22 protein-coding genes are annotated in these 23576 nt (G+C 73.7%); 14 read left to right on the top strand and 8 right to left on the bottom strand.

Going from position 1 to position 23576, the window contains the following annotated elements:
* Positions 1-140 precede the first annotated feature (140 nt).
* Complete coding sequence (locus FS793_RS11095) at positions 141-959, top strand: endonuclease domain-containing protein (RefSeq protein ID WP_144720580.1); 819 nt, start codon at positions 141-143, stop codon at positions 957-959.
* 75 nt (positions 960-1034) lie between these two features.
* Here FS793_RS11095 and FS793_RS11090 read toward each other — a convergent pair whose 3' ends face one another.
* Complete coding sequence (locus FS793_RS11090; RefSeq protein ID WP_144720579.1) at positions 1035-2099, bottom strand: oxidoreductase; 1065 nt, start codon at positions 2097-2099, stop codon at positions 1035-1037.
* Between the two features lie 96 nt (positions 2100-2195).
* Between FS793_RS11090 and FS793_RS11085 the strand changes: the two genes are divergently transcribed.
* Together FS793_RS11085 and FS793_RS11080 are read left to right on the top strand one after the other, a co-directional pair.
* Positions 2196-2783, top strand: a complete 588-nt coding sequence (locus FS793_RS11085; RefSeq protein WP_186329465.1) for a TetR family transcriptional regulator — start codon at positions 2196-2198, stop codon at positions 2781-2783.
* 91 nt (positions 2784-2874) lie between these two features.
* On the top strand, positions 2875-3921 hold the full coding sequence (locus tag FS793_RS11080; protein WP_144720577.1) for a 2,3-butanediol dehydrogenase: 1047 nt from the start codon (positions 2875-2877) through the stop codon (positions 3919-3921).
* A gap of 52 nt (positions 3922-3973) precedes the next feature.
* Here FS793_RS11080 and FS793_RS16260 read toward each other — a convergent pair whose 3' ends face one another.
* Positions 3974-4852 (bottom strand): hypothetical protein, encoded by an 879-nt coding sequence (locus FS793_RS16260; protein WP_186329464.1) that lies wholly within the window; start codon positions 4850-4852, stop codon positions 3974-3976.
* Positions 4853-5051: 199 nt separating this feature from the next.
* Between FS793_RS16260 and FS793_RS11070 the strand changes: the two genes are divergently transcribed.
* Together FS793_RS11070 and FS793_RS11065 are read left to right on the top strand one after the other, a co-directional pair.
* The gene (locus FS793_RS11070; RefSeq protein ID WP_186329463.1) at positions 5052-5651 is read left to right on the top strand and encodes a VanZ family protein; all 600 of its coding nucleotides are present in this window, start codon (positions 5052-5054) and stop codon (positions 5649-5651) included.
* A gap of 81 nt (positions 5652-5732) precedes the next feature.
* Positions 5733-6242: a VanZ family protein gene (locus FS793_RS11065; RefSeq protein WP_144720575.1), complete on the top strand. Its 510-nt coding sequence runs from the start codon at positions 5733-5735 to the stop codon at positions 6240-6242.
* Between the two features lie 21 nt (positions 6243-6263).
* On the opposite strand, the gene FS793_RS11060 is transcribed toward FS793_RS11065, so the two are convergent.
* Genes FS793_RS11060 through FS793_RS11050 form a run of 3 tightly spaced genes read right to left on the bottom strand, consistent with a single transcriptional unit; the run spans position 6264 to position 9343 of the window.
* Positions 6264-7307: an LLM class flavin-dependent oxidoreductase gene (locus FS793_RS11060; RefSeq protein ID WP_144720574.1), complete on the bottom strand. Its 1044-nt coding sequence runs from the start codon at positions 7305-7307 to the stop codon at positions 6264-6266.
* A gap of 9 nt (positions 7308-7316) precedes the next feature.
* Positions 7317-8627 carry an O-acetylhomoserine aminocarboxypropyltransferase/cysteine synthase family protein gene (locus FS793_RS11055; protein WP_144720573.1) on the bottom strand — a complete coding sequence of 437 codons (1311 nt, stop codon included), beginning with the start codon at positions 8625-8627 and terminating at the stop codon, positions 7317-7319.
* The gene (locus tag FS793_RS11050) at positions 8624-9343 is read right to left on the bottom strand and encodes a lysophospholipase (RefSeq protein WP_144720572.1); all 720 of its coding nucleotides are present in this window, start codon (positions 9341-9343) and stop codon (positions 8624-8626) included. Before FS793_RS11050 ends, FS793_RS11055 begins: the two co-directional genes overlap by 4 nt.
* 239 nt (positions 9344-9582) lie before the next feature.
* On the opposite strand from FS793_RS11050, the gene FS793_RS11045 reads away from it, so the two are divergent.
* The gene (locus FS793_RS11045) at positions 9583-10935 is read left to right on the top strand and encodes an NtaA/DmoA family FMN-dependent monooxygenase (protein ID WP_144720571.1); all 1353 of its coding nucleotides are present in this window, start codon (positions 9583-9585) and stop codon (positions 10933-10935) included.
* 46 nt (positions 10936-10981) lie between these two features.
* Here the strand turns inward: FS793_RS11045 and FS793_RS11040 are convergent, their stop codons facing one another.
* Complete coding sequence (locus tag FS793_RS11040; protein ID WP_144720570.1) at positions 10982-11932, bottom strand: helix-turn-helix transcriptional regulator; 951 nt, start codon at positions 11930-11932, stop codon at positions 10982-10984.
* 103 nt (positions 11933-12035) lie between these two features.
* Between FS793_RS11040 and FS793_RS11035 the strand changes: the two genes are divergently transcribed.
* Entirely contained in the window at positions 12036-12455 is a 420-nt protein-coding gene (locus FS793_RS11035) for a VOC family protein (RefSeq protein ID WP_144720569.1), read from the top strand.
* A gap of 52 nt (positions 12456-12507) precedes the next feature.
* Here the strand turns inward: FS793_RS11035 and FS793_RS11030 are convergent, their stop codons facing one another.
* Positions 12508-14049 carry an ABC transporter substrate-binding protein gene (locus tag FS793_RS11030; protein ID WP_144720568.1) on the bottom strand — a complete coding sequence of 514 codons (1542 nt, stop codon included), beginning with the start codon at positions 14047-14049 and terminating at the stop codon, positions 12508-12510.
* A 163-nt stretch (positions 14050-14212) separates the two neighbouring features.
* Here FS793_RS11030 and FS793_RS11025 point away from each other — a divergent pair, with 163 nt between their 5' ends.
* The 7 genes from FS793_RS11025 (at position 14213) to FS793_RS10995 (ending at position 22043) form a co-directional block, all read left to right on the top strand.
* The gene (locus tag FS793_RS11025; protein ID WP_186329462.1) at positions 14213-15235 is read left to right on the top strand and encodes an LLM class flavin-dependent oxidoreductase; all 1023 of its coding nucleotides are present in this window, start codon (positions 14213-14215) and stop codon (positions 15233-15235) included.
* 122 nt (positions 15236-15357) lie between these two features.
* Positions 15358-16707 carry an LLM class flavin-dependent oxidoreductase gene (locus FS793_RS11020; RefSeq protein WP_144720566.1) on the top strand — a complete coding sequence of 450 codons (1350 nt, stop codon included), beginning with the start codon at positions 15358-15360 and terminating at the stop codon, positions 16705-16707.
* Positions 16708-16744: 37 nt separating this feature from the next.
* Positions 16745-18268, top strand: coding sequence for an ABC transporter substrate-binding protein (locus FS793_RS11015; RefSeq protein ID WP_186329461.1), 1524 nt, complete (start codon positions 16745-16747; stop codon positions 18266-18268).
* Between the two features lie 13 nt (positions 18269-18281).
* Positions 18282-19328: an ABC transporter permease gene (locus FS793_RS11010; protein WP_144720565.1), complete on the top strand. Its 1047-nt coding sequence runs from the start codon at positions 18282-18284 to the stop codon at positions 19326-19328.
* Complete coding sequence (locus FS793_RS11005) at positions 19328-20392, top strand: ABC transporter permease (protein WP_144720564.1); 1065 nt, start codon at positions 19328-19330, stop codon at positions 20390-20392. Before FS793_RS11010 ends, FS793_RS11005 begins: the two co-directional genes overlap by 1 nt.
* Entirely contained in the window at positions 20389-21210 is an 822-nt protein-coding gene (locus FS793_RS11000; RefSeq protein ID WP_144720563.1) for an ABC transporter ATP-binding protein, read from the top strand. Before FS793_RS11005 ends, FS793_RS11000 begins: the two co-directional genes overlap by 4 nt.
* Positions 21207-22043 (top strand): ABC transporter ATP-binding protein, encoded by an 837-nt coding sequence (locus tag FS793_RS10995; protein ID WP_144720562.1) that lies wholly within the window; start codon positions 21207-21209, stop codon positions 22041-22043. Before FS793_RS11000 ends, FS793_RS10995 begins: the two co-directional genes overlap by 4 nt.
* Before the next feature lie 108 nt (positions 22044-22151).
* Here the strand turns inward: FS793_RS10995 and FS793_RS10990 are convergent, their stop codons facing one another.
* Complete coding sequence (locus FS793_RS10990; RefSeq protein ID WP_186329460.1) at positions 22152-23486, bottom strand: aminotransferase class I/II-fold pyridoxal phosphate-dependent enzyme; 1335 nt, start codon at positions 23484-23486, stop codon at positions 22152-22154.
* Positions 23487-23576 lie beyond the last annotated feature (90 nt).

Genomic DNA, 23576 nt, shown 5'->3' with positions numbered 1-23576 from the left:
CGTCGAGACGGCGCTTGAGATGTGCACCTGAGCGGCCCGGCAGGCCCGCTCAGGGCGCTGCTGTCCTGCACAGGTGCACATCGCACCAGATCATCCACATCGACGGTCGACCCTCGTAGCGAACCGGGCAGCATCCCGCCATGCCCGTCCCGCAGTCCATCCGCTCCGGCGTCGGCTCGACCGCCCAGCTCCTGCGCCTCGGGTGGACTCACCACACGATCGCGGCCGCCGTCGCCGAAGGCGTGCTCACCCGACTCCGTCCCGGCTGGCTCGCCCGCGCGGACGCGGATGCGCGCGTGGTCGCGGCCGTACGTGCGGGCGGCTGCCTCTCCTGTGCCGACGCGCTCCGGGTGCACGGCGCCTGGATGCCCGAATCCCTCGGACGGGGCCACGTGCGACGAACCCGACGGACGCGTACGGCCCGACGGACGGGCTGCCGCCACTTCGGCCGAGACCGCCCCATCACGTCTGCGGTCGACGACGTCGAGACCGCCTTCCGCTGCCTGCTGCGGTGCGGCACGTCGGAGGACGTCGTCGTCGTGGCGGACTCGTTGCTGCATCTGCGTCTTGCGACGCCCGACGAGTTGGAGTCGTGGGTCGGCGACGCACCCCTGCGCATCCGCGCGGTGATCTCGCGGGTCGATGTCGCGGAGTCCGGGCTCGAGAGCATGGTGCGGCTCCGACTGCGAGCGCGGAACGTGCTCGTGCGCACGCAGGTTCGGATCGGCGACGCTCGCGTCGACCTCCTCGTCGGCGATCGGCTCGTCATCGAGTGCGATGGCGCGGAACACCACGCGAGCTGGGCCGCGCAGTCGGCCGACCGCGCGCGCGACCTGCGGCTGACCACGCTCGGGTACGTCGTCGTGCGGCTGACCTACCGGCAGATCGTCGACGACTGGCCCGCCGTCGAGGCCGAGCTCCTGACGCTCATCCGCGCCGAGACCCACCGTGCGCCGTAGGAGATGTGCACGTGAGCGCACCGGCATCCCGCATGCGGGGTCGCCTCCTCGCTCAGGCGCACATCTCCCCCGACGTCAGTACGCCCGCTCGTACTGCGGCGGCACCCAGTCGACGTCGGCGCCGAGCTCGCGCGCCCAACGGATGGGCAGGTGCGGGTCGCGCAGGGCGGCGCGGCCGACGCGCACGGCGTCGACGCCGGAGTCGACGATCGCCTGCGCCTGCTCGCCCGTCTCGATGATGCCGACGGCCGAGGTGGGCACGTCGACGGCGGCGATGCGCTGCGCGAGGTGCGCCTGGTAGCCGGGGCCGACGGGGATCGCGGCGCGCACGAGGCCGCCGGAGGAGGCGTCGACGAGGTCGGCGCCCGCATCCTGCGCCCATGCTGCGATGGTCGCGGCGTCGTCCTCGGTGAGGCCGCCCTCGGTCCAGTCGGTCGCCGAGAGGCGCACCATGATCGGCATGTCGGGCAGGGCGGCGCGGATGCCCCGCACGACCTCGAGCAGCAGGGTGGCGCGGCCCGCGAGGTCGCCGCCGAGCTCGTCGTCGCGCGTGTTCCACAGCGGCGAGAGGAACTGGTGGAGCAGGTAGCCGTGGGCGCCGTGCACCTCGACGAGGTCGAAGCCCGCGTCTGCGGCGCGCACGGCGGCGGCGATGAACGCGTCGACGACGTCGCGCGCCTCGTCGACGCTCAGCGCACGAGCGTCCGCGAGCCCCATGACCGAGCCCGCCGCCGACGAGACCGTCTGCCAGCCGCCGTCGGCGACGGGCAGCGAGCCGGTGCCGGCGTCGTGGCCGAAGGCCGGGCGGGTCGACGCCTTGGCGCCTGCGTGCGCGAGCTGGATGCCGATGGCCGCGCCGCGCTCGTGCGCGAAGTCGACGATCGGGCGCCAGGCGTCGCGCTGCACGTCATCCCAGATGCCGGCGTCCTGCCGCGAGATGCGCCCCTCGGGCACGACGGCCGACGCCTCGACCGTCAGCAGCCCCGTGCCTCCGGTCGCGAGCGCGCCGTAGTGCGTGCGGTGCCACGCGCCGGGCACGCCGTCGAGCGTCTCGACGGAGTACATGCACATGGGGGCGACCCAGATGCGGTTGCGCAGCGTGAGCCCGCGGATGGTCAGCGGGTCGGTGATCGACGGCATCGTGCTCCTCGTTCGGCGTCCACGGTGATGCAGCGCATGGCGCGCGCGAGCATTCCCGACGAGCGCGCGCCGCCCGCGCGGCTACGCTCGTCGGCGATGGATCCCCGCGCCGCTCGCTCCCGTGCCGCGCTGCATGCCGCGGTGCTCGAGGCGACGCGCGAGCAGCCGATCGCGGCGGTGTCGGCGGCGGCGCTGTGCCGAGCGGCGGGCGTGACGCGCGACACCTTCTACCGCCACGCGGCGTCGCCGGCCGCCCTGCTCGCTGACGCGCTGCGCGCCGAGCTCGTGGGCGTGATCGCGACGTTCGGCGACGACCGCGGCCGCATGCTCGCAGCGTCGGGCGGGTTCCGCGCCGGCACGCGAGGGCTGCTCGCGCACGTCGCCGAGCACGAGGTGGTCTACCGGCATGCGATGCAGGCGGATGCGTCGAGCGAGGTGCGGGCGATGCTCGTCGACGTGATCCGCGGCGCGCTCGTGGCGCACGCGCTCGCCGAGCCGGGCGGTGGCGACGACGCCCTGGCGCTCGAGGTGGCGGCGGCGTACGCCGCCGCGGGCACGGTGGGCGCGATCGACGCGTGGATGCGGTCGGCGCCGCTCGACGTCGAGCGCGGCACGTCGCTCATCATGGCGGCGTCGCCCGACTACTGGCTCGCGTCGACCGGCGAGGAGCATCCGACCTCGTGACACCCACCACTGTCTGACACCTGTCAGAGAGGCGTAGGCTCGAAGCGTGCCGCCATCGCGGCCACCGCATCCATCGACGACGAGGAGAGCCATGCGCGCTGCGCGATTCCACGGCAAGGAGGACGTCCGCATCGAGGACGTCGCCGACCCCACCCCCGGTCCCGGCCAGGTGCTGCTGCGCAACGCGTTCGCGGGCATCTGCGGCTCCGACCTGCACGTGTACTTCGCCCCCGAGGCGTCGGGACTCGACTTCGAGCACCCGCATCCGCTCACGGGCTCGATGCCGCCGCAGGTCCTCGGCCACGAGTTCTCGGGCACCGTCGAGGCGCTCGGCGAGGGGGTCGAGGGCGTCGCCGTCGGCGACCGCGTCGCCGTCTGGCCGATCTACGCGTGCGGCGAGTGCGCCGCGTGCCGCCGCGGCAAGCCGAACGTGTGCACGCGCATCGGCTTCCACGGCCTCACCTCCGACGGCGGCGGCATGGCCGAGCGCACGGTCGTCGACGCATCGAAGGTGCACGTGCTGCCCGAGTCGGTGTCGCTCGAGCTCGGCGCGCTCGTCGAGCCCATGGCCGTCGCGTGGCACGCCGTCGAGCAGTCGGGCGTCGCCGCGGGCGGCACGGCGCTCGTCGCCGGCGCCGGTCCCATCGGCATCGGCACGTGGTTCGCGCTCAAGGCGCACGGCGTCGAGCGCGTGCTCGTGTCCGAGCCGAGCGCAGAGCGACGCGCGATCGTCGAGGCGCTCGGCGCCCAGACCGTCGATCCCGTGGGCGGCGACCTCGCCGCCGCGGTGGCTGCGCTCACCGACGGCGACGGCGTAGATGCTGCGTTCGACGCCGCGGGCGCGGCACCGGCCATCCTCACGGCCATCCCGCAGCTCACGCCCGGGGGTCGCCTCGTGATCGTGGCGATGCACGAGCGCCCCGTCGAGCTCTCCCCCGTGTCGCTGCTCATGACCGAGACGGCGATCGTCGGCACGCTCGCCTACACGCAGGCCGACTTCGACGGCGTCATCGCGGCGATGGCGCAGGGCGTCTACGACACGACCGGATGGGTCGAGCACGTGGGCCTCGACGACGTCGTGCCATCGTTCGCGCGCCTGCGCGGCGGTGCCGGCGCGAAGATCCTCGTCGCCGCCTGACGCCGCCCATCGGGCCGTCGCGACCGCTTCGGTCGCGGCGGCCCGTCGGCGTCTACGGCGATGGCACGACGGCGACGTCGTACCGGTCGAGCTCCTCGCCGAAGTCGACGCGGACCGTGACGACGAGGAACTCCTCCGGATCCTCGACCGGTCGGCGGATGCTGACGCCGAACGTCATGGCGTAGGGGTCGTCGGGCCGCAGCTCCCCGACGACGTCGAAGACCCCGAACGGCTCGGCAGGGTCGCGCTCCTGCAGCGCGGGACAGCCCTCACGCGGCAGGGCGGCGCACTCCTCGACGAAGGCGAGCGCGCTCGCCTGCACGTCGGCGTCGAGCTGCTCCGAGGTGTCGCTCGTCCAGCGCACCGAGCCCGTCGATCCCGAGACCACGAGCCCCTCGAGCTGCTCGACCTCCAGCTGCTGCGGGGTGCGCACCGTCACGTCGTACCGCCCCGGCAGCATCCAGGCGGCCTCCTGGCCGCGTGCGAGGGCCGGCTCGAGCGGCGTGCCGTCGACCGTCTGGACGATGAGCGCGCCGGATCGCAGGCGCACGGGCACCTCGAGCCCGCGCACCACCTGCCATGCGCCGTCGACCTGCTCGAGCAGCAGCTGCGCTTCGGCGGTGCGTCGCTCGACCCGCACCTCGCAGACGACGGTCGCGATGCCGTCGCCGATCCGAGGCTCGTCGCAACGCACCGTGGCGGTCGCGACCGGCGTGACCCCGGCGAGGAGCAGCGCGGTCGTCGCGACCGCGCCGTCGAGGGGCGAGTCGGCGATCGTCGCCGTGTCCGCCGACTCGACGGCGGCGACGTAGGCGTCGACGACGACGGCGACGTCGGCGCGCGCGTCGACGTCGCGCACGGCCTCGACCGCGACGACCCCGCCGAGCGCCACCGCCGCACCGACGACCCCTGCGAGCAGCGGCACCCGCACGCGGCGCCAGCGGGCACGGAGCCGTGCGTCGGGACCCTCGGATCCAGGGCCGTCCGCAGATGGCTGCGAGACGGACGGGAGCGCGGGCCGGCGGACGACGGACGGACGCTCGTCGGGCATCTCGAAGTCGGGCATCGTCGCCACGAGTCGCTCCCTCCGCTGGCTCGACGGTACTCGTGGGCGGCGCGCGGCGCATGGGGTGCGCATCGGATCCTCATGGCTCGGCGACCTACGCTGCTCGGATGCCGACGACCCCCGCGAGCCGAGCGTGATCGCCACGCTGCTGCTGCCGTCGGCGGCCGTCGGCATGACGGTGCTCGCAGCCTTCGCGATCGCCGGCCCGCTCACGGCATGGTGGCTCGCCTCCCGACACCGCACGGCCGGCGTCCTCACGGCCGCCGCCCTCGTGCCGCTCGCGCTGCTCACGCTCTCGCCGACGCGGCGGTCGATGACGTTCGGGTGCGCCGTCGACTGGAGCCCGCAGCTCACGGCGGCCGAGCCGCTGGCGAACGTGCTGCTGTTCGTGCCGTTCACGCTGCTGCTCGCGGTCGCGACGCAGCGACCCGTGCGGGCGGCGCTCGCCGGCTCGGTGCTCTCGTTCGGCATCGAGGGCGTGCAGGCCGTCGTGACGCAGATCGGCCGCTCGTGCGACACGAGCGACTGGATCGCGAACACGACCGGTGCCGCGATCGGCGCGACGCTCGCAGCCGTCGGCCTGGGATTCGCGCGGTGGCAGGCGCGCACGCGCGTCGACGCCCAGGGGCCGACGACCCGCGAGGTGCCGCTGCGCGCCTGGTAGCGCGCCCACCTGCGCCGCCTCCGCGGGCAGCCGAGGCGCCGCGGCTAGGCTCCTCCGTGCGACGAGCGAAGGGATGAGCGGATGCTGTCGACGTACCTCGCCGCGTACCCCTGGCTCGCGCCCTCGCTGCTCGCCGCCGTCGTCGTGCTCGGCCCCTTCGTCGCGTGGGCGCTGGCCGGCGGGCGTCGCGCGGCGACGGCGCTCGCCGTGCTCGCCATCGTGGGCGTCGGCCTGCTGACGCTGTGGCCGTCGGGCATCGCGGCGCTCGAGGGCTGCGAGCTCTCGTGGAGCCCGAACCGCCTCGCCCCCGAGCCGCTCGCGAACGTCGTGCTGCTCGTGCCGGTCGGCCTGCTGCTCGCGGTCGCGATGCGGCAGCCGATCCTCGCGGCGCTCCTCGGTGCGGTGCTCGCCGCCGGCATCGAGCTGACGCAGGCGCTCGTTCCGGCGATCGGCCGCTCGTGCACGCTCGACGACTGGGTCGCGAACGCCGCCGGCGCCGTGCTCGGGGCGGTGCTCGGCGCCCTCGGCATCGCGCTCGCCGACTGGCGGCAGCGCGAGCGGACGCAGGAGCGGCGGCACGCGCGGCGCTGAGCATCAGCCCCGACGGCGGCGCTACGACGTCGTGACGAGCGAGCGGTCGAGCAGCGGCGCGAGGTCGCGCGCGATGCGCTCGAGCTCGGGCACCAGCGGCGACGACTGGATGAGCAGCAGCGTCACGCCCGCATCCTCGTACGCGCGGATGCGCTCGGCCACCTGCTGGGGCGTGCCGACGAGGTTCGGGCGCAGGCCGCGCGTGCCGACGGAGTACTCGCGCGCCGACACGGCGACGTCGAGCGCCGAGTTCGCCGTGAACTCCTGGAACGACGCATAGCCGGGCGAGCCCGGGTCGACCGTGGTGATGCGCGCGAGCTCGGCCTGCGCCTCCTCCTCGGTGTCCCGCACGATGACGTACGCGCTCATCGCGACCTCGCGCAGCGGCTCCCCCACGGGTCGACGACGGCGCGCGTGCACGTCGGCGACCTTGTCGCGCACCTCCTCGACCGTGCCGCCATGGATGGCGTACGAGTCGGCGAAGCCCGCGATCGCCTCGCGGCCCGCGTCGCTCTCGCCACCGGCGAAGACGCCGGGCAGCTGGGCAGGCTTCGGCTCCACAACGGTGTCGTGCGCCTGGAAGAAGCGGCCGTCGTACGAGAACGGCGACTCGCGCAGCGCGCCCAGCAGCACGTCCACGAACTCCGTCGCCTGCTCGTAGCGCTCGTCATGTGCCGGGAAGTGTCCGCCGAACTGGCGCGCCTCCTCCGCCCACCATGCGGCGACGACGTTGAGGGCGATGCGGCCGGGCGCGATGTCGGACAGCGTCGAGAGCGTCTTCGCCGCGACCGCTGGCAGGTGGAAGCCGGGGCGGATGGCCGTCATGACGCGCAGCCGCTCGGTGGTCGCGAGGATCGCGGCCGTGAGCGCCCACGCCTCGAGGCTCGGCTGGTCGGTGCCCTTGCGATCGTTGAGGTAGAGCTCGGGCACGAGCACGGTGTGGAAGCCCAGCCGGTCGGCCGAATGCGCGACGTCGCGGATCGTCGACCATGTCGCGGGCATGCCCTCGTCGCCGACGTTGCGGAGGAACCCGCCGTAGATGGGTGCCCAGAGTCCGAGATGCATGGCCTGCTCCTACGCGTCGGTCGTGATGAGGGCCGCCTCGTGCGCCAGCGCGAGCGCCCGGTCGAGGTCGGCGATGAGGTCGGCGGGCGTCTCGAGCCCGATCGACAGGCGGATGGTGGCGCGCGTGAAGCCGGCGAGCTCGAGCTGCGCGTCGGTGAGGTGCGAATGCGTCGTCGTCGACGGATGGATGACGAGCGAGCGTGCGTCGCCGATGTTGGCCGCGAGCGTGAAGTGCGTGAGCGCATCGACGATCGCAGGCACCGCGTCGAAGCCCCCCGCGGGCTCGAACGAGAACACGCCGCCCGTGCCGTGCGGCAGCAGCCTGGCGGCGGCATCCGCGTACGGATTGCCGGGCACCGACGGATGGTGCACCCGGGCGACGTGCGGATGCGCGTGCAGGTGCGCCGCGATCTCGCGCGCCGTGGCGCTCTGCCGCTGCACGCGCAGGTCGAGGGTCTCGATGCCGATGAGGATCTGCTGCGCGTTGTAGGGCGACAGCGCGGGACCGAGGTCGTGGCTCCAGCGGGTCTTCGCGAGCACGAGGAACGCGCTGCGCTCACGACCGAATCGCTCCCACAGCACGACGTCGCCGACGCGCGCGTACGGCTCGGTGAGCTGCGGCCACCGCTCGGGCTGCGCGCCGAAGTCGAACGTGCCGAGATCGACGATGAGGCCGCCGAGCGACGTGCCGTGGCCGCCGAGCGCCTTCGTCGCCGAGTAGACGACGATGTCGGCGCCGTGCTCGATGGGCCGCAGCAGCGCGGGCGTCGCGACGGTGTTGTCGACGACGAGCGGCACGCCCGCCTCCTTCGCGATCTGCGCGATGGCGTCGAGGTCGGGCACGGCGGAGGTGGGGTTGCCGATCGACTCGACGAGCAGCGCGCGCGTGCCCGGCTCGATCGCCGCACGCCACGCCTGCGGGTCGTCCTGGTCGACGAGCGTCGCCGTGATGCCGAGGTCGGGGAGCGTGTCGGTGAGCAGGTCGACCGTGCCGCCGTACAGGCCGGAGCCGGCCACGATGTGGCCGCCGGGCGCGGCGAGCGCCAGCAGGGCGATCGCGACGGCCGACTGACCGGAGGCGGTGCCGAGCGCGGCCACGCCACCGTCGAGCTCGGCGATGCGCTGCTCGAGCAGCGTCTGCGTGGGGTTGCCGGTGCGGCTGTAGAGGTTGCCGGACCTGCGCAGCGCGAAGATGTCGCGCGCCGCCTCCCACGACTCGAACGCGTACGCGGCGGTCTGGTAGATCGGCACGACGGCGGGATTCTGCGGCGCGTGCACGGGGGCGCCGCCGCGCACCTGGCTCGTGGCGGAGCCGGTCATGCTGCGCGCCGCTCGAGGATGGGGGCGGCCGCCGCATCGAGGCGCACGCGCTCGAGCAGCTGCACGATCTCAGCCGCGACCGAGCGATGGGCGACGTCGTTGAGCACGTCGTGCAGGCCGCCTGCCACGACCACGACCTCGGCGTGCCACCTGGCGAGCAGCGCGATCGCGTCGTCGAGCGGCGCGATGGCGTCGGCGGCGCCGTGGATGGCGAGCACGGGCAGCGCCGCGGCGCCCTCGGGCCAGATGGGGTCGATGACGGACTCGGCGAGCGACCGCGCCCCTGCCGATCGCACGACGCCGGCGTGGATGGGGCACGCGCTGCGCAGCTCCTGCGTCTCGTCGGCGACGGGCTCGGCGACCGCGGCGCCCGGCACGGCGAGGCCCGCGAGCACGACGGCCGATGGCGACTCGTCGACGCCGCCCTCGGCGAGCGCGGCGGCGACGAGGCCCGCGGCGGTGTCGGCGGCGACGACGACCTGCGGCTGCTCGGTGTCCTCGACGAACGCCGCCCAGGCGGCAGCGGCTTCGACGGGCGTGGCGGGCGGCACCTGCGCGATGCCGACCTCGTACCCATCGACCGCGAGCCGGTGCGCGAGCCTCGCGTAGTGGGCGGGGGCGTCGCCGCGGCCCTGCAGCACGAGCACGCGGCCGCGACGCGTCGTCGCCGCGGCCACGACGTCGATCTCGGTGACGGGATGCGGAGCGAAGGTCACGGGCGTCTCCTCGGACTGTGTTCGGCGCATGAATGAACATTGCCGAACGGGGCGGTGCGGATGCGAGGTCCACCCTGCCCGCTCTTCGACGCGTCGCCAAGCCGCCGCTGTCATGTGACTGCACATGACGCCACCCGAGCGCGTCGATGACGGTGGACACAATGCGTCATGCGCGTGCGTTGTGTTCAGTCGGTGACGGATGCTGTGCTCGACCCATCCGCTCGAGCGAGGAGCCCGCGATGACCCGACGACTGCACATCGGCGCCGCCTACCACGGCGTCGGAGGGCCGGGCACGTACCGGCTGTGGACGAACCCGGAGCTCGCGCCCGACGCCGGCGTGCGCCTCGACAGGTACCTCGAGTGGGCGAGGCTCGCCGAGGAGGGGCTCCTCGACTTCTTCTTCCTCGCCGACTCCGTGCGCATCGAGCGCCACTCGCCGCCCCACTACCTGAACCGGCTCGAGCCCATCACGGCGCTCGCGGCCATCGCGACGCACACCCGCCACATCGGGCTCGTGGCCACGATCTCGTCGACGTACGAGCCGCCGCTGTCGGTCGCGCGCGCCATCGCATCCCTCGACCTCATCTCCGAGGGTCGCGCGGGCGTGAACGTCGTGACGACGACCGACGAGGGGGCCGCGCGCCTCTACGGGTTCGACGCGCATCCGCTGCACGCCGACCGCTATGCGCAGGCGGGTGAGTTCGTCGACGTCGTGCGCGGCCTCTGGGCGACCTACGGCGACGACGCCTTCCCGTACGACGTCGCCGCCGAGCGATTCCTCGACCCGGGCGACGTGTGGCCCCTGCGCCACGAGGGTCGCTTCTACCGGGTCGAGGGCGGCCTCAACGTGCAGCGCTCGCGGCAGGGCGAGCCCGTCGTGTTCCAGGCGGGCGACTCGCCCGAGGGCCGCGAGCTCGGTGCGAGCCACGCGGAGGCGATCTTCTCGTTCCCGCGACCGCTCGACGAGCAGGTCGCCATCGTCGCGGAGTACCGGCGCCGCGCAGCGGAGCTCGGGCGCACGGCGCCGCTCGTGCTGCCCGGCATCTCGCCCATCGTCGCCTCGACCGACGGGGAGGCGCGTGCGATCGAGCGCGCTCGCCACGACGCGAAGCCGTTCGACGAGCGGCTGCGCGCCTTCGGCCGCACGTTCGCGTGGCACGACTTCACGCAGTACGACCCCGACGCGGCGTTCCCCGACCTCGGCGACCAGGACTGGCGTGCGCACCCGACGAAGGTGCGCGAGATCGTCGAGTCGGCGCGAGCCGAGGGGCTCACGCTGCGCGAGGTCGTCGACCGGTCGGCGCCGTTCCGACCGAGCCCGTTCGTCGGCAGCGCCGAGACCGTCGCCGCCGAGCTGCTGCGCTGGTTCGACGCGGAGGCGCTCGACGGCGTCATCCTGCTGCAGCACCTGCCGAGCGACTTCCGCGCGTTCGTCGACGGGGTCGTGCCGATCCTGCAGGCGCGGGGCGTCTACCGCACCGGCTACGACGAGGGCTCGACGCTGCGCTCGAACCTCGGCCTCGACGCTCCCGCACCGCGCCGCGCACCGGATGCGCAGCCCTGGGAGGTGCGGGAGCCAGCGACGGCGTAGCCCGGCGCGCGGCTCCGGCGGCGACGGCGAGGCATCGATCGCCGCGTCACGCCGTCCCGGCAGCGGCGGCCGCCCTGGCCGCGAGCGCCGAGAAGGCGCTCGCGAGCTCGGGCGGCTCGACGCGCGTCATCGCGGCGTCGAACCGCGCGAACGTCGCCGCGAGCGCCATCCACGACCACGCGCCGAGCGTGAGGCGCGTCGACGCGCCATCGCCGACCTCCACGACCTCGCCCTCGCCGGCGAACGGCCGCACGCGGGCGGCCGGCAGCGCGAGCACGACCGAGCCCGTGCACGGCCAGGCGGTGCCCGACGTGGCGCCGCGGAAGCGGGCGAGCACGAAGGCCCGCGCGTCGCCGCCGGGGACCTCGCGTCGCGCGAATCGCACGCCCGTGGGCGGCAGCGGCGCGATGCGGTCGACGCGCAGCAGCCGCCAGCGGTCGCGCGCGGGGTCGAAGGCGACGAGGTACCAGCGGCCGTCCGCCGCGACGATGCCGTGCGGCTCGATGCGCCATGACGGGCCCTCGCGGCCGTCGTAGACGATCCGCAGCACCTCGTCGGCGCGCTCGGCGGCCGCGACGGCGAGCAGCACCTCGGGGTCGACGGGGACGGCGCCCGACGCGAGCGCGGAGACCTCGAGCGCGTCGACGCGGTGCCGCAGCGGCGCGGGCAGCACCTGGCGCACGGTCGCGAGGGCGCGGAGCGCATCCTCGGCGACGGCGGCGCCCGCCGCCGAGGCCGTGCGCAGCGCGACGACGAGCGCGACGGCCTGCGCGTCGTCGAATCGCATGGGCGGCAGCTCGGCCCCCGCCTCGAGGCGGTACCCGCCGTCGGGACCCATGACCGCGTGGATGCGGTAGCCCATCGCCCGCAGGCGATCGACGTCGCGGCGCACGGTGCGTGCGCTCACGTCGAGCCGACCGGCGAGCGTCGCGGCCGGCCACTCGCGCCGCGCCTGCAGCAGCGACAGCAACCCGAGCAGGCGATCGGTCGGCGACATGCTCCGAGGATGCTCGAAGTAGAGGACAGGATCTGACCGCCACTCCGAGGATGGTCGTGTCCAGCGCCGCAGCATCCCGCTGGGCCGCACGTCAGGAGCATCCATGTCCATCGCCATCACGCCCCACCTGAACTTCCGCGGCACCGCGAGGGCCGCCCTCGAGCACTACCGCGACGCCTTCGGTGGCGACCTCTCGATCGTCACGCACGCGCAGTCCTACGGCACGACCGATCCCGCAGAGGCCGACCTCGTCGGCTGGGGCCAGGTCGAGGCGCCGTCGGGCTTCCGCATCATGGCGTACGACGTGCCGGCGGAGCGCGACCACCACCCGGGCGTCGCACCGTCGTTCGTGTCAGCGCGCGGCACGGACGCCGAGGAGCTCGTCGCCGCGTGGGCGGTGCTCGCCGAGGGCGGCACGATCGTCTCGCCGCTCGAGCCGTCGCAGTGGTCGCCGCTCTCCGGCATGCTGCAGGACCGCTTCGGCATCACGTGGGTGCTCGACGTGGCGGTCGCCTGGTCGTGACCTGCCTGCGGCGGGTCGGAGGTGCTGACCGCCTCCGACCCGCGGCCGCGCCTCAGCCCTCCTCGGTCACCTCGACGCCCGTCCAGCCGAGGCGACCCTCGATCGTCTCGGTGCTGTCGGAGATCGTCGGCTGCTTCGCCCACGTATTCGGCGACGAGTACAGGGCGATCGTCGACCCGTTGCGATACCCAGCGGCAGCCGCGGCGCGCAGCCGCTCCCCGTACGCGGGGTCGTCGAGCGGCGTCGCGCGCACGACGGCGAGCGCATCCTGGAACGGCTGCGACGTGTACGGCGACGAGAGGTTGAGCACGCCGCCGGTGTCGAAGTGCTCGGTGAGCGCCTGCACGTGGCTGTCGCGGCCGACGTACCCGTACGTCGCGATGCCGTACGTCTTGCCGAAGTAGCCCGCGCCCCAGTTCGCGTCGACCTGAATGGTCGCGGCGATGCCGATCTCGCCCAGCTGCGCCTGCAGGATCTCGGCCGCGACCTCGCCGCCCGTGAACGGGTGGATCGTGATCGACAGGTCACCGTCGGCGTAGCCGGCGTCGGCGAGGATGTCGCGGGCGCGGTCGGCGTCGTAGGTGAACTCCTGCTCGAGCTCGTCGACGAACGTCACGTGCCCGGGCGGGAACGGCTGGTGCACGGCGACGCCGTGGCCCGCGGTGAGGTTCTGCACGAACGCGTCGCGGTCGATGGCGTAGCGCACGGCCTCGACGACGGCCGGGTCGTCGAACGGCGCCTGGTTGAGGTTGAGGCTCACGAAGCTCGTGACCCAGTTCGTGGCGAGGTCCTCGATGACGTCGAGGCCGGCCTGCTCTGCCTCGTCGATGCGCAGGTTCGAGATCGACGCGAAGTCGAACACGCTCGTGCGCAGACCGGACACGAGCATCGCGTCCTCGTTGCCTCCGGAGATCTCGATGCGGTCGACGTGGATCTCGGCGGCGTTCCAGTAGCCGTCGAAGCGCTCGAGCACGATGCGGTCCTCGGGCACGAGCTCGACGACCCGGAACGGCCCCGCCCCCACCGGCAGCGTCGCGTTGAGCTGCGCGGCCTCGTCGCCCGCGGCGACCGGCTTCGTGAGCAGGCCGGCGCGGTTCGACAGCAGGTACGGGATCTGATGGTCCGGCTGTCCGAGCGCGAGCCGGAAGCGCTGCTCGTCGAGCGCCTCGACGCCGACGATGTTGCGGTACGAGCCCGCGAGCGCCGATCCCTCCTGCTGCTGCGCGCGCTGGATGAACGCGACCGCCGCCGCGGCGTCGACGGCGGAGCCGTCGTGGAACGTGAGTCCTCGCTTGAGCGTGAAGGTCACGGCATCGCCCGCCGGCTCGTACGCGTAGCCCTCCGCGAGAGCGGGAGACAGGCTGCCGTCGGCGCCGCGCAGCAGGAACGACTCGTAGATGGGCGTCATCGTGATGGTGGCGCCGGTCGCGCCGGTGACGATGGGATCCCAGTTGCCGTTGAGCGCGGTGACGCCCCAGCGCACGGTCGCGAGGCCGCCGTTCGCCTGCGAGGTGGGCGCGCACGCGGAGAGCACGAGGCCTCCGAATGCGGCCATGAGCGGCAGCGTGAGCACGGTGCGGCGGTCGACGTCCATCGTGGAGCTCCTTCGACGGGTGAGGTCCGCGGGGTGCGGATCGGTGCTCACATCGTGCCGAACACGAACGACGTGTTACGAACTATGTTCACCACGCTCACCGACCGAGCGGATCGGGTCGCAGCCTGGAGGGGCCGCTCACGGCCACCGAACGGAGCCTCCCGTGACCACTCCCCGCATCAGCCTGTTCCTCGTGCCCGCCGCGCTCGGTGACCCAGCGACCGAGTACGCGAGCGCCCTCGCCGCCGTCGAGCGAGCAGAGGCGCTCGGCCTCGACGGCTTCTGGATCGCCGAGGGTCAGCTCTCGGGCATCGCGACCCCCTCGGGGCTCTCGTTCCTCGCGGCCGCGACGCAGCGCACGCGCACGATCCGGCTCGGCACCGCCGTCATCCCGCTCGCGTTCAGCGGCCCCCTGCAGGTCGCGCAGACCGCTGCGCAGGTCGACTGGCTCGCGGACCACCGGCTCGAGCTGGGCGTCGGCAAGAGCAACGGCGGCGGATTCTCGGCGCAGGCGTTCGCGGCGCACGGCCTCGACGAGCACGATCGCGAGGCGGTGTACGCGGATGCGCTCGCTCGCCTGCGCGAGCTGCTCGAGGGCGGCGGCCTGCCCGACGACGTGGGCATCTACCCGGCCACGGGCACGTTGCGGCGGCGCATCTGGCAGGCGACGAGCTCGGTCGCCACGGCGATCGCGACAGGCAGGGCGGGCGATGGGCTGCTGCTGCACCGCGTCGTGCCCGGCGTGCCCGGCGCCGACGTCGGGGCGGTGCAGCGCACGCTCGTCGACGCGTACCTCGACGCGCTCCCCGACGGCGTCGAGCCGCGCATCGGCGTCTCGCGCGTCGTCGTCGCTGCCGACAGCCGCGACGACGCGCTCGCGGCCATCGACGACGACCGGTCGCGCAGGCCGCACCTGCTGTCCGCCGACCGCACGGTCGAGCGGTACGTCGACGACGCCAACCTCCACGTCGGCACGCCGGACGACGTCGTGCGCAGCCTGCTCGCAGACCCCGCGGCATCGGCGGCGACCGACGTGCTCGCGACGACGGTGCTCGACCCCGCCGGCGACGCGTTCGCGCGCAGCCTCGAGCTGCTCGGCACGCGCGTCGCGCCGCTCCTGCGATCGACGCTCGCGGATGCACGACGCGTGACGCCGCAGGCGATCATCGCGTCGATCCTGCGCTGAACATACCGAACACGAGACGCGAAACAAACGGCAACACTGGCCCGCGCCGAGCACATCCGTGGTGCAGTGGGCCACACCTCGACGCGACCTGCGCGCCACACCGACCCCGTTGGGAGACGACCATGACCGAACGTCGACGACTGCGACTCGGCGCCGTGCTCGTGGGCACGGGCGGCCCCGGCAGCCACGGTGCCTGGAAGGACCCCGAGATCCCCGGCGACGCGAGCGTCGACGTGCGCTGGTACGTCGAGCAGGCGCGCGCCGCCGAGCGGGCGAGGTTCGACCACGTGTTCATCGTGGACAGCCAGTTCATCACCCCCGACTCGCCTCCCCACTACCTCAACCGCCTCGAGCCGCTCACGCTGCTCTCGGCCCTCGCCGTGGCGACCGAGCGCATCGGTCTGATCGGCACGCTCTCGACGAGCTACGACGAGCCGTTCTCGGTCGCGCGCCGCTTCGCATCCCTCGACCTCATCTCGGGCGGCCGCGCCGGCTGGAACGTCGTGACGAGCGGCGACGAGGGCACCGCGGGCCTCTTCGGTCGCGACGAGCACCTCGACTACGGGCAGCGCTACGGTCGCGCCCTCGAGCACGTGCGCCTCGTGCAGGAGCTGTGGGACTCGTACGAGGACGACGCCTTCCCCCGCGATCGCGAGCGCGGCGTCTTCCTCGACCCGACACGGCTGCACGCCGTCGAGCACGTGGGCGAGCACTTCCGCGTCCACGGGCCCCTCAACATCCAGCGCTCGCCGCAGGGCCAGCCCGTGATCTTCCAGGCCGGCGACTCCGATCAGGGCCGCGACCTCGGCGGAGCGATCGGCGAGGGCATCTTCACGCATCAGGGCTCGATCGAGGCCGGTCGCGCCTTCCGCGACGACCTGCGCGCCCGGGCCGTCGCGCACGGCCGCGACCCCGAGACGGTGCTCGTCGTGCCCGGCATCTCGGTCGTCGTCGGCGACACCGACGACGACGCACGCGCGATCGAGGCCGAGATCGGCAGGCAGGATGCCGACTTCGACCGCTCGCTCGCGCAGCTCGGCCGGCCGTTCGGCTGGTACGACTTCTCGCAGCACGACCTCGACGCGCCGTTCCCCGAGCTGGGCGACCTCGGCGATCGCTCGTTCAAGACGAACGCCGACGCCATCAAGCGCCTCGCCCGCGAGCAGGGGCTCACGCTGCGCCAGGTGGTCGAGACCATCTCGGCGCCGAAGCGCTCGCCGTTCGTCGGCTCGGCCGAGACCGTCGCGCGCATCTTCACGCAGTGGCTCGACGAGGGCGCCGTCGACGGCTTCAACATCCACATCCGCACGCCCAGCCAGTTCGCGCGCCTCACCGACGAGGTCGTGCCGATCCTGCAGGAGACCGGCGTCCTCCGCCGCGAGTACGAGGCGACGACGCTGCGCGGCAACCTCGGCCTGCCCATCCCCGAGAACCGGCACTCGGTCGCGCGCCGCGCGGCCATCGCGGCCTGACCCCTCCCTCATCCGCACCATCACGCAGGAGCACACCGTGAGCGCACTCCCTCCCGTCCTCGTCGATCGACGCGGCTTCCTCGGCCTCGTCGGCGCGGGCGCCATCCTGACGCTCGCCGCATGCGCGCCCGCTGCCGGCGGTGGCGGCGGTACGGCGTCGACGACGCTGCGCTGGGCGGCCGGCTCGCAGCCGTGGTCGTGGGATCCGGTGGTGCAGGGCTCGGGCTTCCAGTTCAACCAGCTGTCGCTCGTGTACGCGTCGCTCACCGAGATCGACGAGGACGGCGTCGTGCAGCCCGGGCTCGCGGAGTCGTGGGAGTACGACGAGGCGGGCACGTCGGTGACGTTCCACCTGCGCGAGGGGCTCGTCTTCACCGACGGCACGCCGCTCGACGCCGCCGCGGTCGCCGCCTACATCCTGCGCGCGAAGGGCCAGGAGGACTCGGCGATCGCCGGGGACCTCACGTCGATCGCCGATGCCGTGGCCGACTCCGACACCGACGTGCGGCTCACGCTCACGCAGGTCGACCATCAGATCCCGCTGCTGCTCGGCCGCCGCGTCGCGCAGATCACGAGCCCCGCCGTCGCCCCCGACGACCTCACGGCGGCGCCCGTCGGCGCCGGCCCGTTCCGCGTCGTCGAGCTCGTGCCGGAGTCGCACGTGCATCTCGAGAGGAACCCCGACTTCTACCGCGCCGACGAGATCCACATCGAGCGCGTCGAGCTGTCGTGGGGCATCGAGGCGTCGTCGCTCGTGTCCGCGCTGCAGACCGGCGTCTACGACTTCGCCGACATCCCGGCTGCGCAGGCGCAGGCTGCCGAGGCCGCGGGCCTCGACGTCACGGTGCACCCGGGGTTCAACGCATCCAACCTGTCGGTCAACGGCACGAAGACGCCGTTCGACGACCCGATCGTGCTCGAGGCGGCGAGGTACGCCATCGACCGGCAGGAGCTCGTCGACACCCTCACCTTCGGGTACGGGGCGCCGACGTCGCAGCCGTTCCCCGAAGGCTACGTCGCGTGGAGCGCCGACGTGGAGGACCCGTGGCCGTTCGACGCCGACCGGGCGCGCGAGCTGCTCGAGGGCGCGGGCTACGGGCCTGGCGACCTCGCCGTGGAGCTCGTCGTCTCGACCGACGAGCCGCAGCACGAGGTGCTGCAGCGGCAGCTGGGCGCCGTCGGCATCGACGTGTCGATCCGCGTCGACCCGAACTGGAACGAGCCGTTCTTCGGCAAGCAGCTCGCGCTGTCGACGTACGGCACGACCGGGCGTGAGTCGCCGGTGCAGACGCTCACGGCGCACTTCGGCGAGGCCGGGCCCCTCAACCTGTCGGGGGTCGCGTCGCCCGAGTTCCTCGCGGCGGTGCAGCTCGCGCGCGAGACGCCGCTCGACTCCCCCGACTACCCCGCGAACCTGCAGGCGGCGACGGCGGCGGGCGTGCGCACGACGAGCACGATCTTCACGTTCTCGCTGCCGAACCTGTTCGCGAAGCGCGGCCTGAGCGACCTGCCGCAGATCCCCGGCCAGATCCACTGGACCGGCGTGCGGCTCGAGGCATGACGAGGAGGATGCGATGACGACGACAGCACGGCTCGAGGCCCGCCCGGCGAGCCTCTCGGCCACCGCCGCGCCGGCACGCGCCACGAGCGTCGCGGGCCTGCGCGCCCGGCGCATCGGCGTGGGCGCCCTGCAGATCGCGGGCGTGTTCGTGCCGGTGTTCCTGCTCGGCACGTTCCTGACCTTCGCCCTCGGCATCGTGAGCGGGCTCAGCCCCGCCTACGTGCAGCTGGGCGAGAACGCGACGCCGGAGGCGGTCGCGCAGCTCGAGCACGAGTGGGGCCTCGACCGGCCGTTCCTCGTGCAGTACGTCGACTGGCTCGGCGGCGTGCTGCGCGGCGACCTCGGCACGTCCTGGTACAACGGCCAGTCGATCAGCGAGCTGCTCGCCGGTCGCGCGGTCGTGAGCCTGTCGGCCGCGGGCATCGCGCTCGTCATCGGCGTCGTCGTGGGCTTCGCGCTCGGCTCGCTGGCTGCGAGGTTCCGCGGCAGCCTCCTCGACCGCGGCGTCACGGCCTTCACGACGATCATCTCGACGATGCCGCCGTTCGTCGTCGGCATCGCGCTCGTCGCCGTGTTCTCGGTGTCGCTCGGCTGGCTGCCCTCCGCCGGCTACCTGCCGTTCGCGGCCGGCTTCGGGCCGTGGCTGAGCCACCTCATCCTGCCCGCGCTCGCGCTGTCGTTCGACACGATCGCCGACGTCGCGCGTCAGCTGCGCACGGGCCTCGTCTCGGCGTACCGCGACAACTACGTGACGGGTGCGCTCGTGCGCGGCCTCAGCCCGCGGCGCGTGTTCTACGGCCACGTGCTGCGCAACGGCGCGAGCCCCGCCATCGCGATCCTCGGCATGAAGTTCCCGAACCTGCTCGGCGGCGCCGTCGTGACCGAGGCCGTCTTCGGCCTCGCCGGCTACGGCGTCTTCGCGAGCGAGTCGGCGCTGCGCGGCGACGTGCCCGCGGTGCAGGGCGTGCTCGTGATCGCCGTCGTGCTCGTCGTCACGTTCAACGTGCTCGTGAACCTCGTGCTCGGCAGGCTCTCGCCCGCCTCGAGGAGGGGATTCTGATGACCGCCACCGCATCCGCCCCGCCCGTCTCGGCCCGCGGCGCGTCGCCGCTCGCGACGATCGTGCGCCTGCGCTCCGCGCGCATCGCCGGCGTCATCCTGCTCGGCGTGCTCGTGCTCGCGACGCTCGGCCCGACGCTCGCACCGTACGACCCGCTGCAGAACACGTCGGACATCCTCGCCGCACCGAGCGCCGCGCACTGGCTCGGCACCGACTACCTCGGCCGCGACGTGCTCTCTCGGCTGCTCGCCGGCTCGCCCGTGAGCGTGCTCGGTGCCGTGCAGGTCACCGTCATCGCCCTCGTCGTCGGCGCGCTGCCCGGCATCCTGTCCGTCTATCTCGGCCGCGTCTTCGAATGGCTCACCCTGCGCGTCGTCGACACGCTCATCGCCCTGCCGTTCCTCGTCTTCGCCGTCGCCATGACGGCGCTGCTCGGCAATGGCATCACGCAGGCGATGCTCGCCGTCGGCCTGCTCGTGTCGCCGATCTTCTACCGTGTCGCCCGGGCCGCAGCGCTCGAGGCGGTCGGCGCGCAGTACGCCGAGGCGGCGCAGCTGGCGGGCGCCTCCACGTGGTGGATCGTGCGCAGGCACGTGATCGCGAAGGTGCTGCCACCCATCGGCGTCGCCCTCGCGAACACCATGGGTGCCGGCCTCGTCGTCGTCGCGAGCCTCACGTTCCTCGGCATCGGCGTGCAGCCGCCCGCACCGACGTGGGGCGGCGTGCTCGCCTCCGACCTCGGCTATCTGGGCTACCGGCCGTACGCGCCGCTCTTCCCGACCGTGCTCATCATGCTCACGGTGTGGGCGTTCAACCTGCTCGCCGACGCGATCAGGGATGCATCGGGCGCGTCCGGCAGAGCGCTGCTGCACCGTGCGCGCGGCGGGCTCGGGCGCACCGGCACCGCCGTGGCGCCGTCCGTGCCGTCGCCGCCGACGCCCAGCGAGCGGGACGCCGAGGGCGCCGTATGCGTGCCGAGCGAGTCCGCCGCCTCCGAGGCACCCGTCTCCGTCGCATCCGCATCCGACCCATCCGACACCGCATCCGAGAGGGGCACGCGATGAGCAAGGCACTCCTGACCCTGCGCGACGTGCGCATCGGCGACGTGTCGACGGGCGTCGACGTCGTGCGCGGCGTCTCGGCGACGCTCGAGCGCGGCCGAGCGTTGGGCATCGTCGGCGAGTCCGGCAGCGGCAAGACCCTCACCTGCCGCGCCGTGCTCGGCGTGCTGCCCGAGCTGTTCGCCGTCACCGGCGGCTCGATCGAGCTGCTCGGCCACGACGTCTCGACGCTCGACGCCAAGGGCTGGCAGGCGCTGCGCGGCGCCCGCATCGGCGCCGTCTTCCAGGACCCCGGCTCGTACCTCAACCCGTCGATCCCCGTCGGCAGGCAGATCGCCGAGGTCGTGCGCGTGCGCGGTGGGCTGCGCGGGCGGGCCGTGCGCGCGCGCGTGCTCGAGCTCTTCGCCACCGTGCACCTGCGCGACCCCGAGGTCGTCGTCCACAAGTACGTGCACGAGCTCTCCGGCGGCATGCTGCAGCGCATCCTCATCGCCGGCGCCATCGCGCTCGAGCCCGACATCCTCATCGCCGACGAGGCGACGACGGCGCTCGACGTCACGGTGCAGGCCGAGATCCTCGACCTGCTCGTCGAGCTGCAGCAGCGGACGGGCCTGTCGCTCGTCGTCGTGAGCCACGACCTCGCCGTCGTGGCGCAGCTGTGCGACGACGTGCTCGTGCTGCGCGACGGCGTCGTCGTCGAGCACGGATCCGCGCGGCAGGTGCTGCGCGATCCGCAGCACGAGTACACGCGACTGCTGGTCGAGGAGCACGAGCGCTACGGCCTCGAACGGTTCCTCACGACGGAGGGGGAGGCGGCATGAGCGGCGACTCGGTGCTGCAGGTGCGCGACCTCGACGTGCACCTCGGCAGGGGCACGGCGAGGCAGCACGTCATCCGTGGCGCGACGTTCCGGCTGCGGCCGGGCGAGGCCGTGGGGCTCATCGGCGAGACGGGATCGGGCAAGTCGACGATCGCGCGCGCGATCCTCGGGCTCGTGCGCCCGTCGGGTGGCAGCGTGCAGGTGGACGGGCACGAGCTCGTGCGGCGCTCGGCTGGCGCGTGGCGGCGACTGCGGCGCGAGGGTGCCGTGCAGTACGTCTTCCAGGATCCGCTCCGCAGCCTCGATCCCGACCACCGGGTCGGCGACTCGGTGGGCGAGCCGTTGCGCATCCGCGGCGTCGCCGGGCCCGAGGTGCGCGAGCGCGTCGCCGAGGAGCTGCGCCGCGTCAACCTCGACCCCGCGCTCGCCGACCGCTTCCCGTCGGAGCTCTCGGGCGGGCAGCGGCAGCGCATCGCGATCGCGCGCGCGCTCATCACGAAGCCGCGCGTGCTCATCCTCGACGAGCCCGTCAGCGCCCTCGACTCCGCGAACCGCGTCGCGGTGCTGCGGCTGCTCGAGTCGCTGCGGGCGAGCGACGTCACGCTGCTGTTCATCAGCCACGACCTCGGCTCGGTCGCGGGCGTCACCGACCGCACCCTCGTGCTGCACCAGGGGCGCATCGTCGAGGACGGCCCGACGTCGCGCGTCGTGAACGCGCCCGCGCATCCCTACACGCGGCTGCTCATCGGCTCGGCGCCCACGCTGCGCTCGGGTGCGATCGATGCCGACGAGCGCGCCCTGCTGCGCGCCGAGCTCGCGGCCTCGGAGGGCTGAGGCGCCCCCTCCGGGGTTGCGTCTCGCAGGCGATTCCGTCGTGCACGGGAGCATTCCCCTCAGGACCCGGAATCGCCCGCAATGCGCAAGCACCCGCGTCGACGCGCGTCAGGCGAACGCGACCCGCAGCGCGCCGCTTGCCGCGCGGGCCACGAGGTCGGCGAGCTCGGCCAGCAGCGCCTCGTCCTCGGGCAGCTGCGCGGCCGAGATGCGCAGGCGCTGCGTCGCCTGCGCGGTGACGAACGACGTCGCGCCCACGTCGACGACGATGCCGCGCCGCGACAGCGCGATCGCGGCGGCCGACTCGTCGGGCACCTCCACCCACAGCACGTGGCTGCCCGGGCCGACCTCCACGCGCAGGCCGGCGGCGCGCATCGCGGCGCTCGCGAGCGCGACGCGTGCGCCGTAGCGGATGCGCGCACGGTCGACGACGCTCACGGCGTCCTGGTCGACGAGCAGCGCCGCGAGCGCGTGCTGCAGGATGCGCGAGTTGGATGCGAGGCCACCCGAGCGGGCGCGCACGGCACGCTCGACGAGATGCGCCGCTCCACCGAGCACCGAGGTGCGCAGGTCGAGGCCGTAGGCACGGCAGAAGGCGAGCACCCGGATGGTGCGGTGCGGCAGGGCCGCGCCGAGCGTGCGCACAGGTACGGCCGAGAGCGGGCCGAGCGAGTCGTCCTCGACGATCGACGCGTCGGCATCCTCGAGCACGGCGACGAGCTCGTCGACCCGCGCCTCCGAGAGCGCATGGCGCGTCGAGAAGGGACCGCCGGGCTGGTGCACGAACGCGGCGGCGCCCGCGTCGAGCGCAGCGCGCAGCGCATCGGGCAGCGGGCCGTCGTCGTCGACCGGGATGCCGATGACCTCGACGCCGAGGTCGGCGAGCGACGCGAGGTAGCCGGGCGGCGCCGGCTCCTCGACCGCGACCGGACGACCGGGCTCGATCGCGGCGACCGTCGCGAGCCACAGGCCCTCGGTGCCTCCGCCGGCCGTCATCCACGCCTCGGCGGCGAACGGCCAGCGCGGCGCGACGGCCGCCCGCAGCGGCTCGACCATCTGCTCGCGCCCCCACGCGTTCACCCCGCGTGCGCGCATGGCCTGCACGATCGCGCCGTCCATGCGCGGCTGCAGCGCCTGGTCCGGGCTCGCCAGCAGCAGGTCGAGGCTCGCCCAGCCGGTGAACTCGCTGGCGTCGGGGGCGACGACGTGCGTGCCGCCGCGGCGACGGGTCTCGACGAGGCCGCGCTCGCGCAACGCGCCCCACGCGTCCGCGACGGTGCCGACGCTCACGCCGAACGCGGCCGCGAGGTCGCGGATGGTCGGCAGTCGCGAGCCCGCCGGGATCGTCCCGTCACCGATGAGCACCTCGAGCTCCGCGGCGATGCCGACGGCCGTGCGGGCACCGACGGCGGCGGCGAGCGTGTCAGCGGCGACGACGTCCACCGAACCTCCGATGCGCGAGCGAGCAGCAATGCGCCTGAGCATATCGAGCATTCACGCGGCACATGCTCGGGCGAGCGAGGATGCGCAGGC

The sequence above is a fragment of the Agrococcus jejuensis genome (genome assembly GCF_007679035.1).
Lineage (GTDB): Bacteria > Actinomycetota > Actinomycetes > Actinomycetales > Microbacteriaceae > Agrococcus > Agrococcus jejuensis_A.
The sequence above is the reverse complement of the archived record's forward strand: the minus strand, read 5'-3'. Positions and strand labels throughout refer to the sequence as shown.

Excerpts from the sequence above, each read along its gene's own strand:
- FS793_RS11080 (WP_144720577.1), top strand. The coding sequence starts at position 2,875 with ATGCGCGCTGCGCGATTCCACGGCAAGGAGGACGTCCGCATCGAGGAC.
- FS793_RS11035 (WP_144720569.1), top strand. The coding sequence starts at position 12,036 with ATGTCCATCGCCATCACGCCCCACCTGAACTTCCGCGGCACCGCGAGG.
- FS793_RS10995 (WP_144720562.1), top strand. The coding sequence starts at position 21,207 with ATGAGCGGCGACTCGGTGCTGCAGGTGCGCGACCTCGACGTGCACCTC.
- FS793_RS11065 (WP_144720575.1), top strand. The coding sequence starts at position 5,733 with ATGCTGTCGACGTACCTCGCCGCGTACCCCTGGCTCGCGCCCTCGCTG.
- FS793_RS11000 (WP_144720563.1), top strand. The coding sequence starts at position 20,389 with ATGAGCAAGGCACTCCTGACCCTGCGCGACGTGCGCATCGGCGACGTG.
- FS793_RS11030 (WP_144720568.1), bottom strand. The coding sequence starts at position 14,049 with ATGGACGTCGACCGCCGCACCGTGCTCACGCTGCCGCTCATGGCCGCA.
- FS793_RS11060 (WP_144720574.1), bottom strand. The coding sequence starts at position 7,307 with ATGCATCTCGGACTCTGGGCACCCATCTACGGCGGGTTCCTCCGCAAC.
- FS793_RS11095 (WP_144720580.1), top strand. The coding sequence starts at position 141 with ATGCCCGTCCCGCAGTCCATCCGCTCCGGCGTCGGCTCGACCGCCCAG.
- FS793_RS11085 (WP_186329465.1), top strand. The coding sequence starts at position 2,196 with ATGGATCCCCGCGCCGCTCGCTCCCGTGCCGCGCTGCATGCCGCGGTG.
- FS793_RS11005 (WP_144720564.1), top strand. The coding sequence starts at position 19,328 with ATGACCGCCACCGCATCCGCCCCGCCCGTCTCGGCCCGCGGCGCGTCG.
- FS793_RS11010 (WP_144720565.1), top strand. The coding sequence starts at position 18,282 with ATGACGACGACAGCACGGCTCGAGGCCCGCCCGGCGAGCCTCTCGGCC.
- FS793_RS11045 (WP_144720571.1), top strand. The coding sequence starts at position 9,583 with ATGACCCGACGACTGCACATCGGCGCCGCCTACCACGGCGTCGGAGGG.
- FS793_RS11040 (WP_144720570.1), bottom strand. The coding sequence starts at position 11,932 with ATGTCGCCGACCGATCGCCTGCTCGGGTTGCTGTCGCTGCTGCAGGCG.
- FS793_RS11020 (WP_144720566.1), top strand. The coding sequence starts at position 15,358 with ATGACCGAACGTCGACGACTGCGACTCGGCGCCGTGCTCGTGGGCACG.
- FS793_RS11055 (WP_144720573.1), bottom strand. The coding sequence starts at position 8,627 with ATGACCGGCTCCGCCACGAGCCAGGTGCGCGGCGGCGCCCCCGTGCAC.
- FS793_RS11090 (WP_144720579.1), bottom strand. The coding sequence starts at position 2,099 with ATGCCGTCGATCACCGACCCGCTGACCATCCGCGGGCTCACGCTGCGC.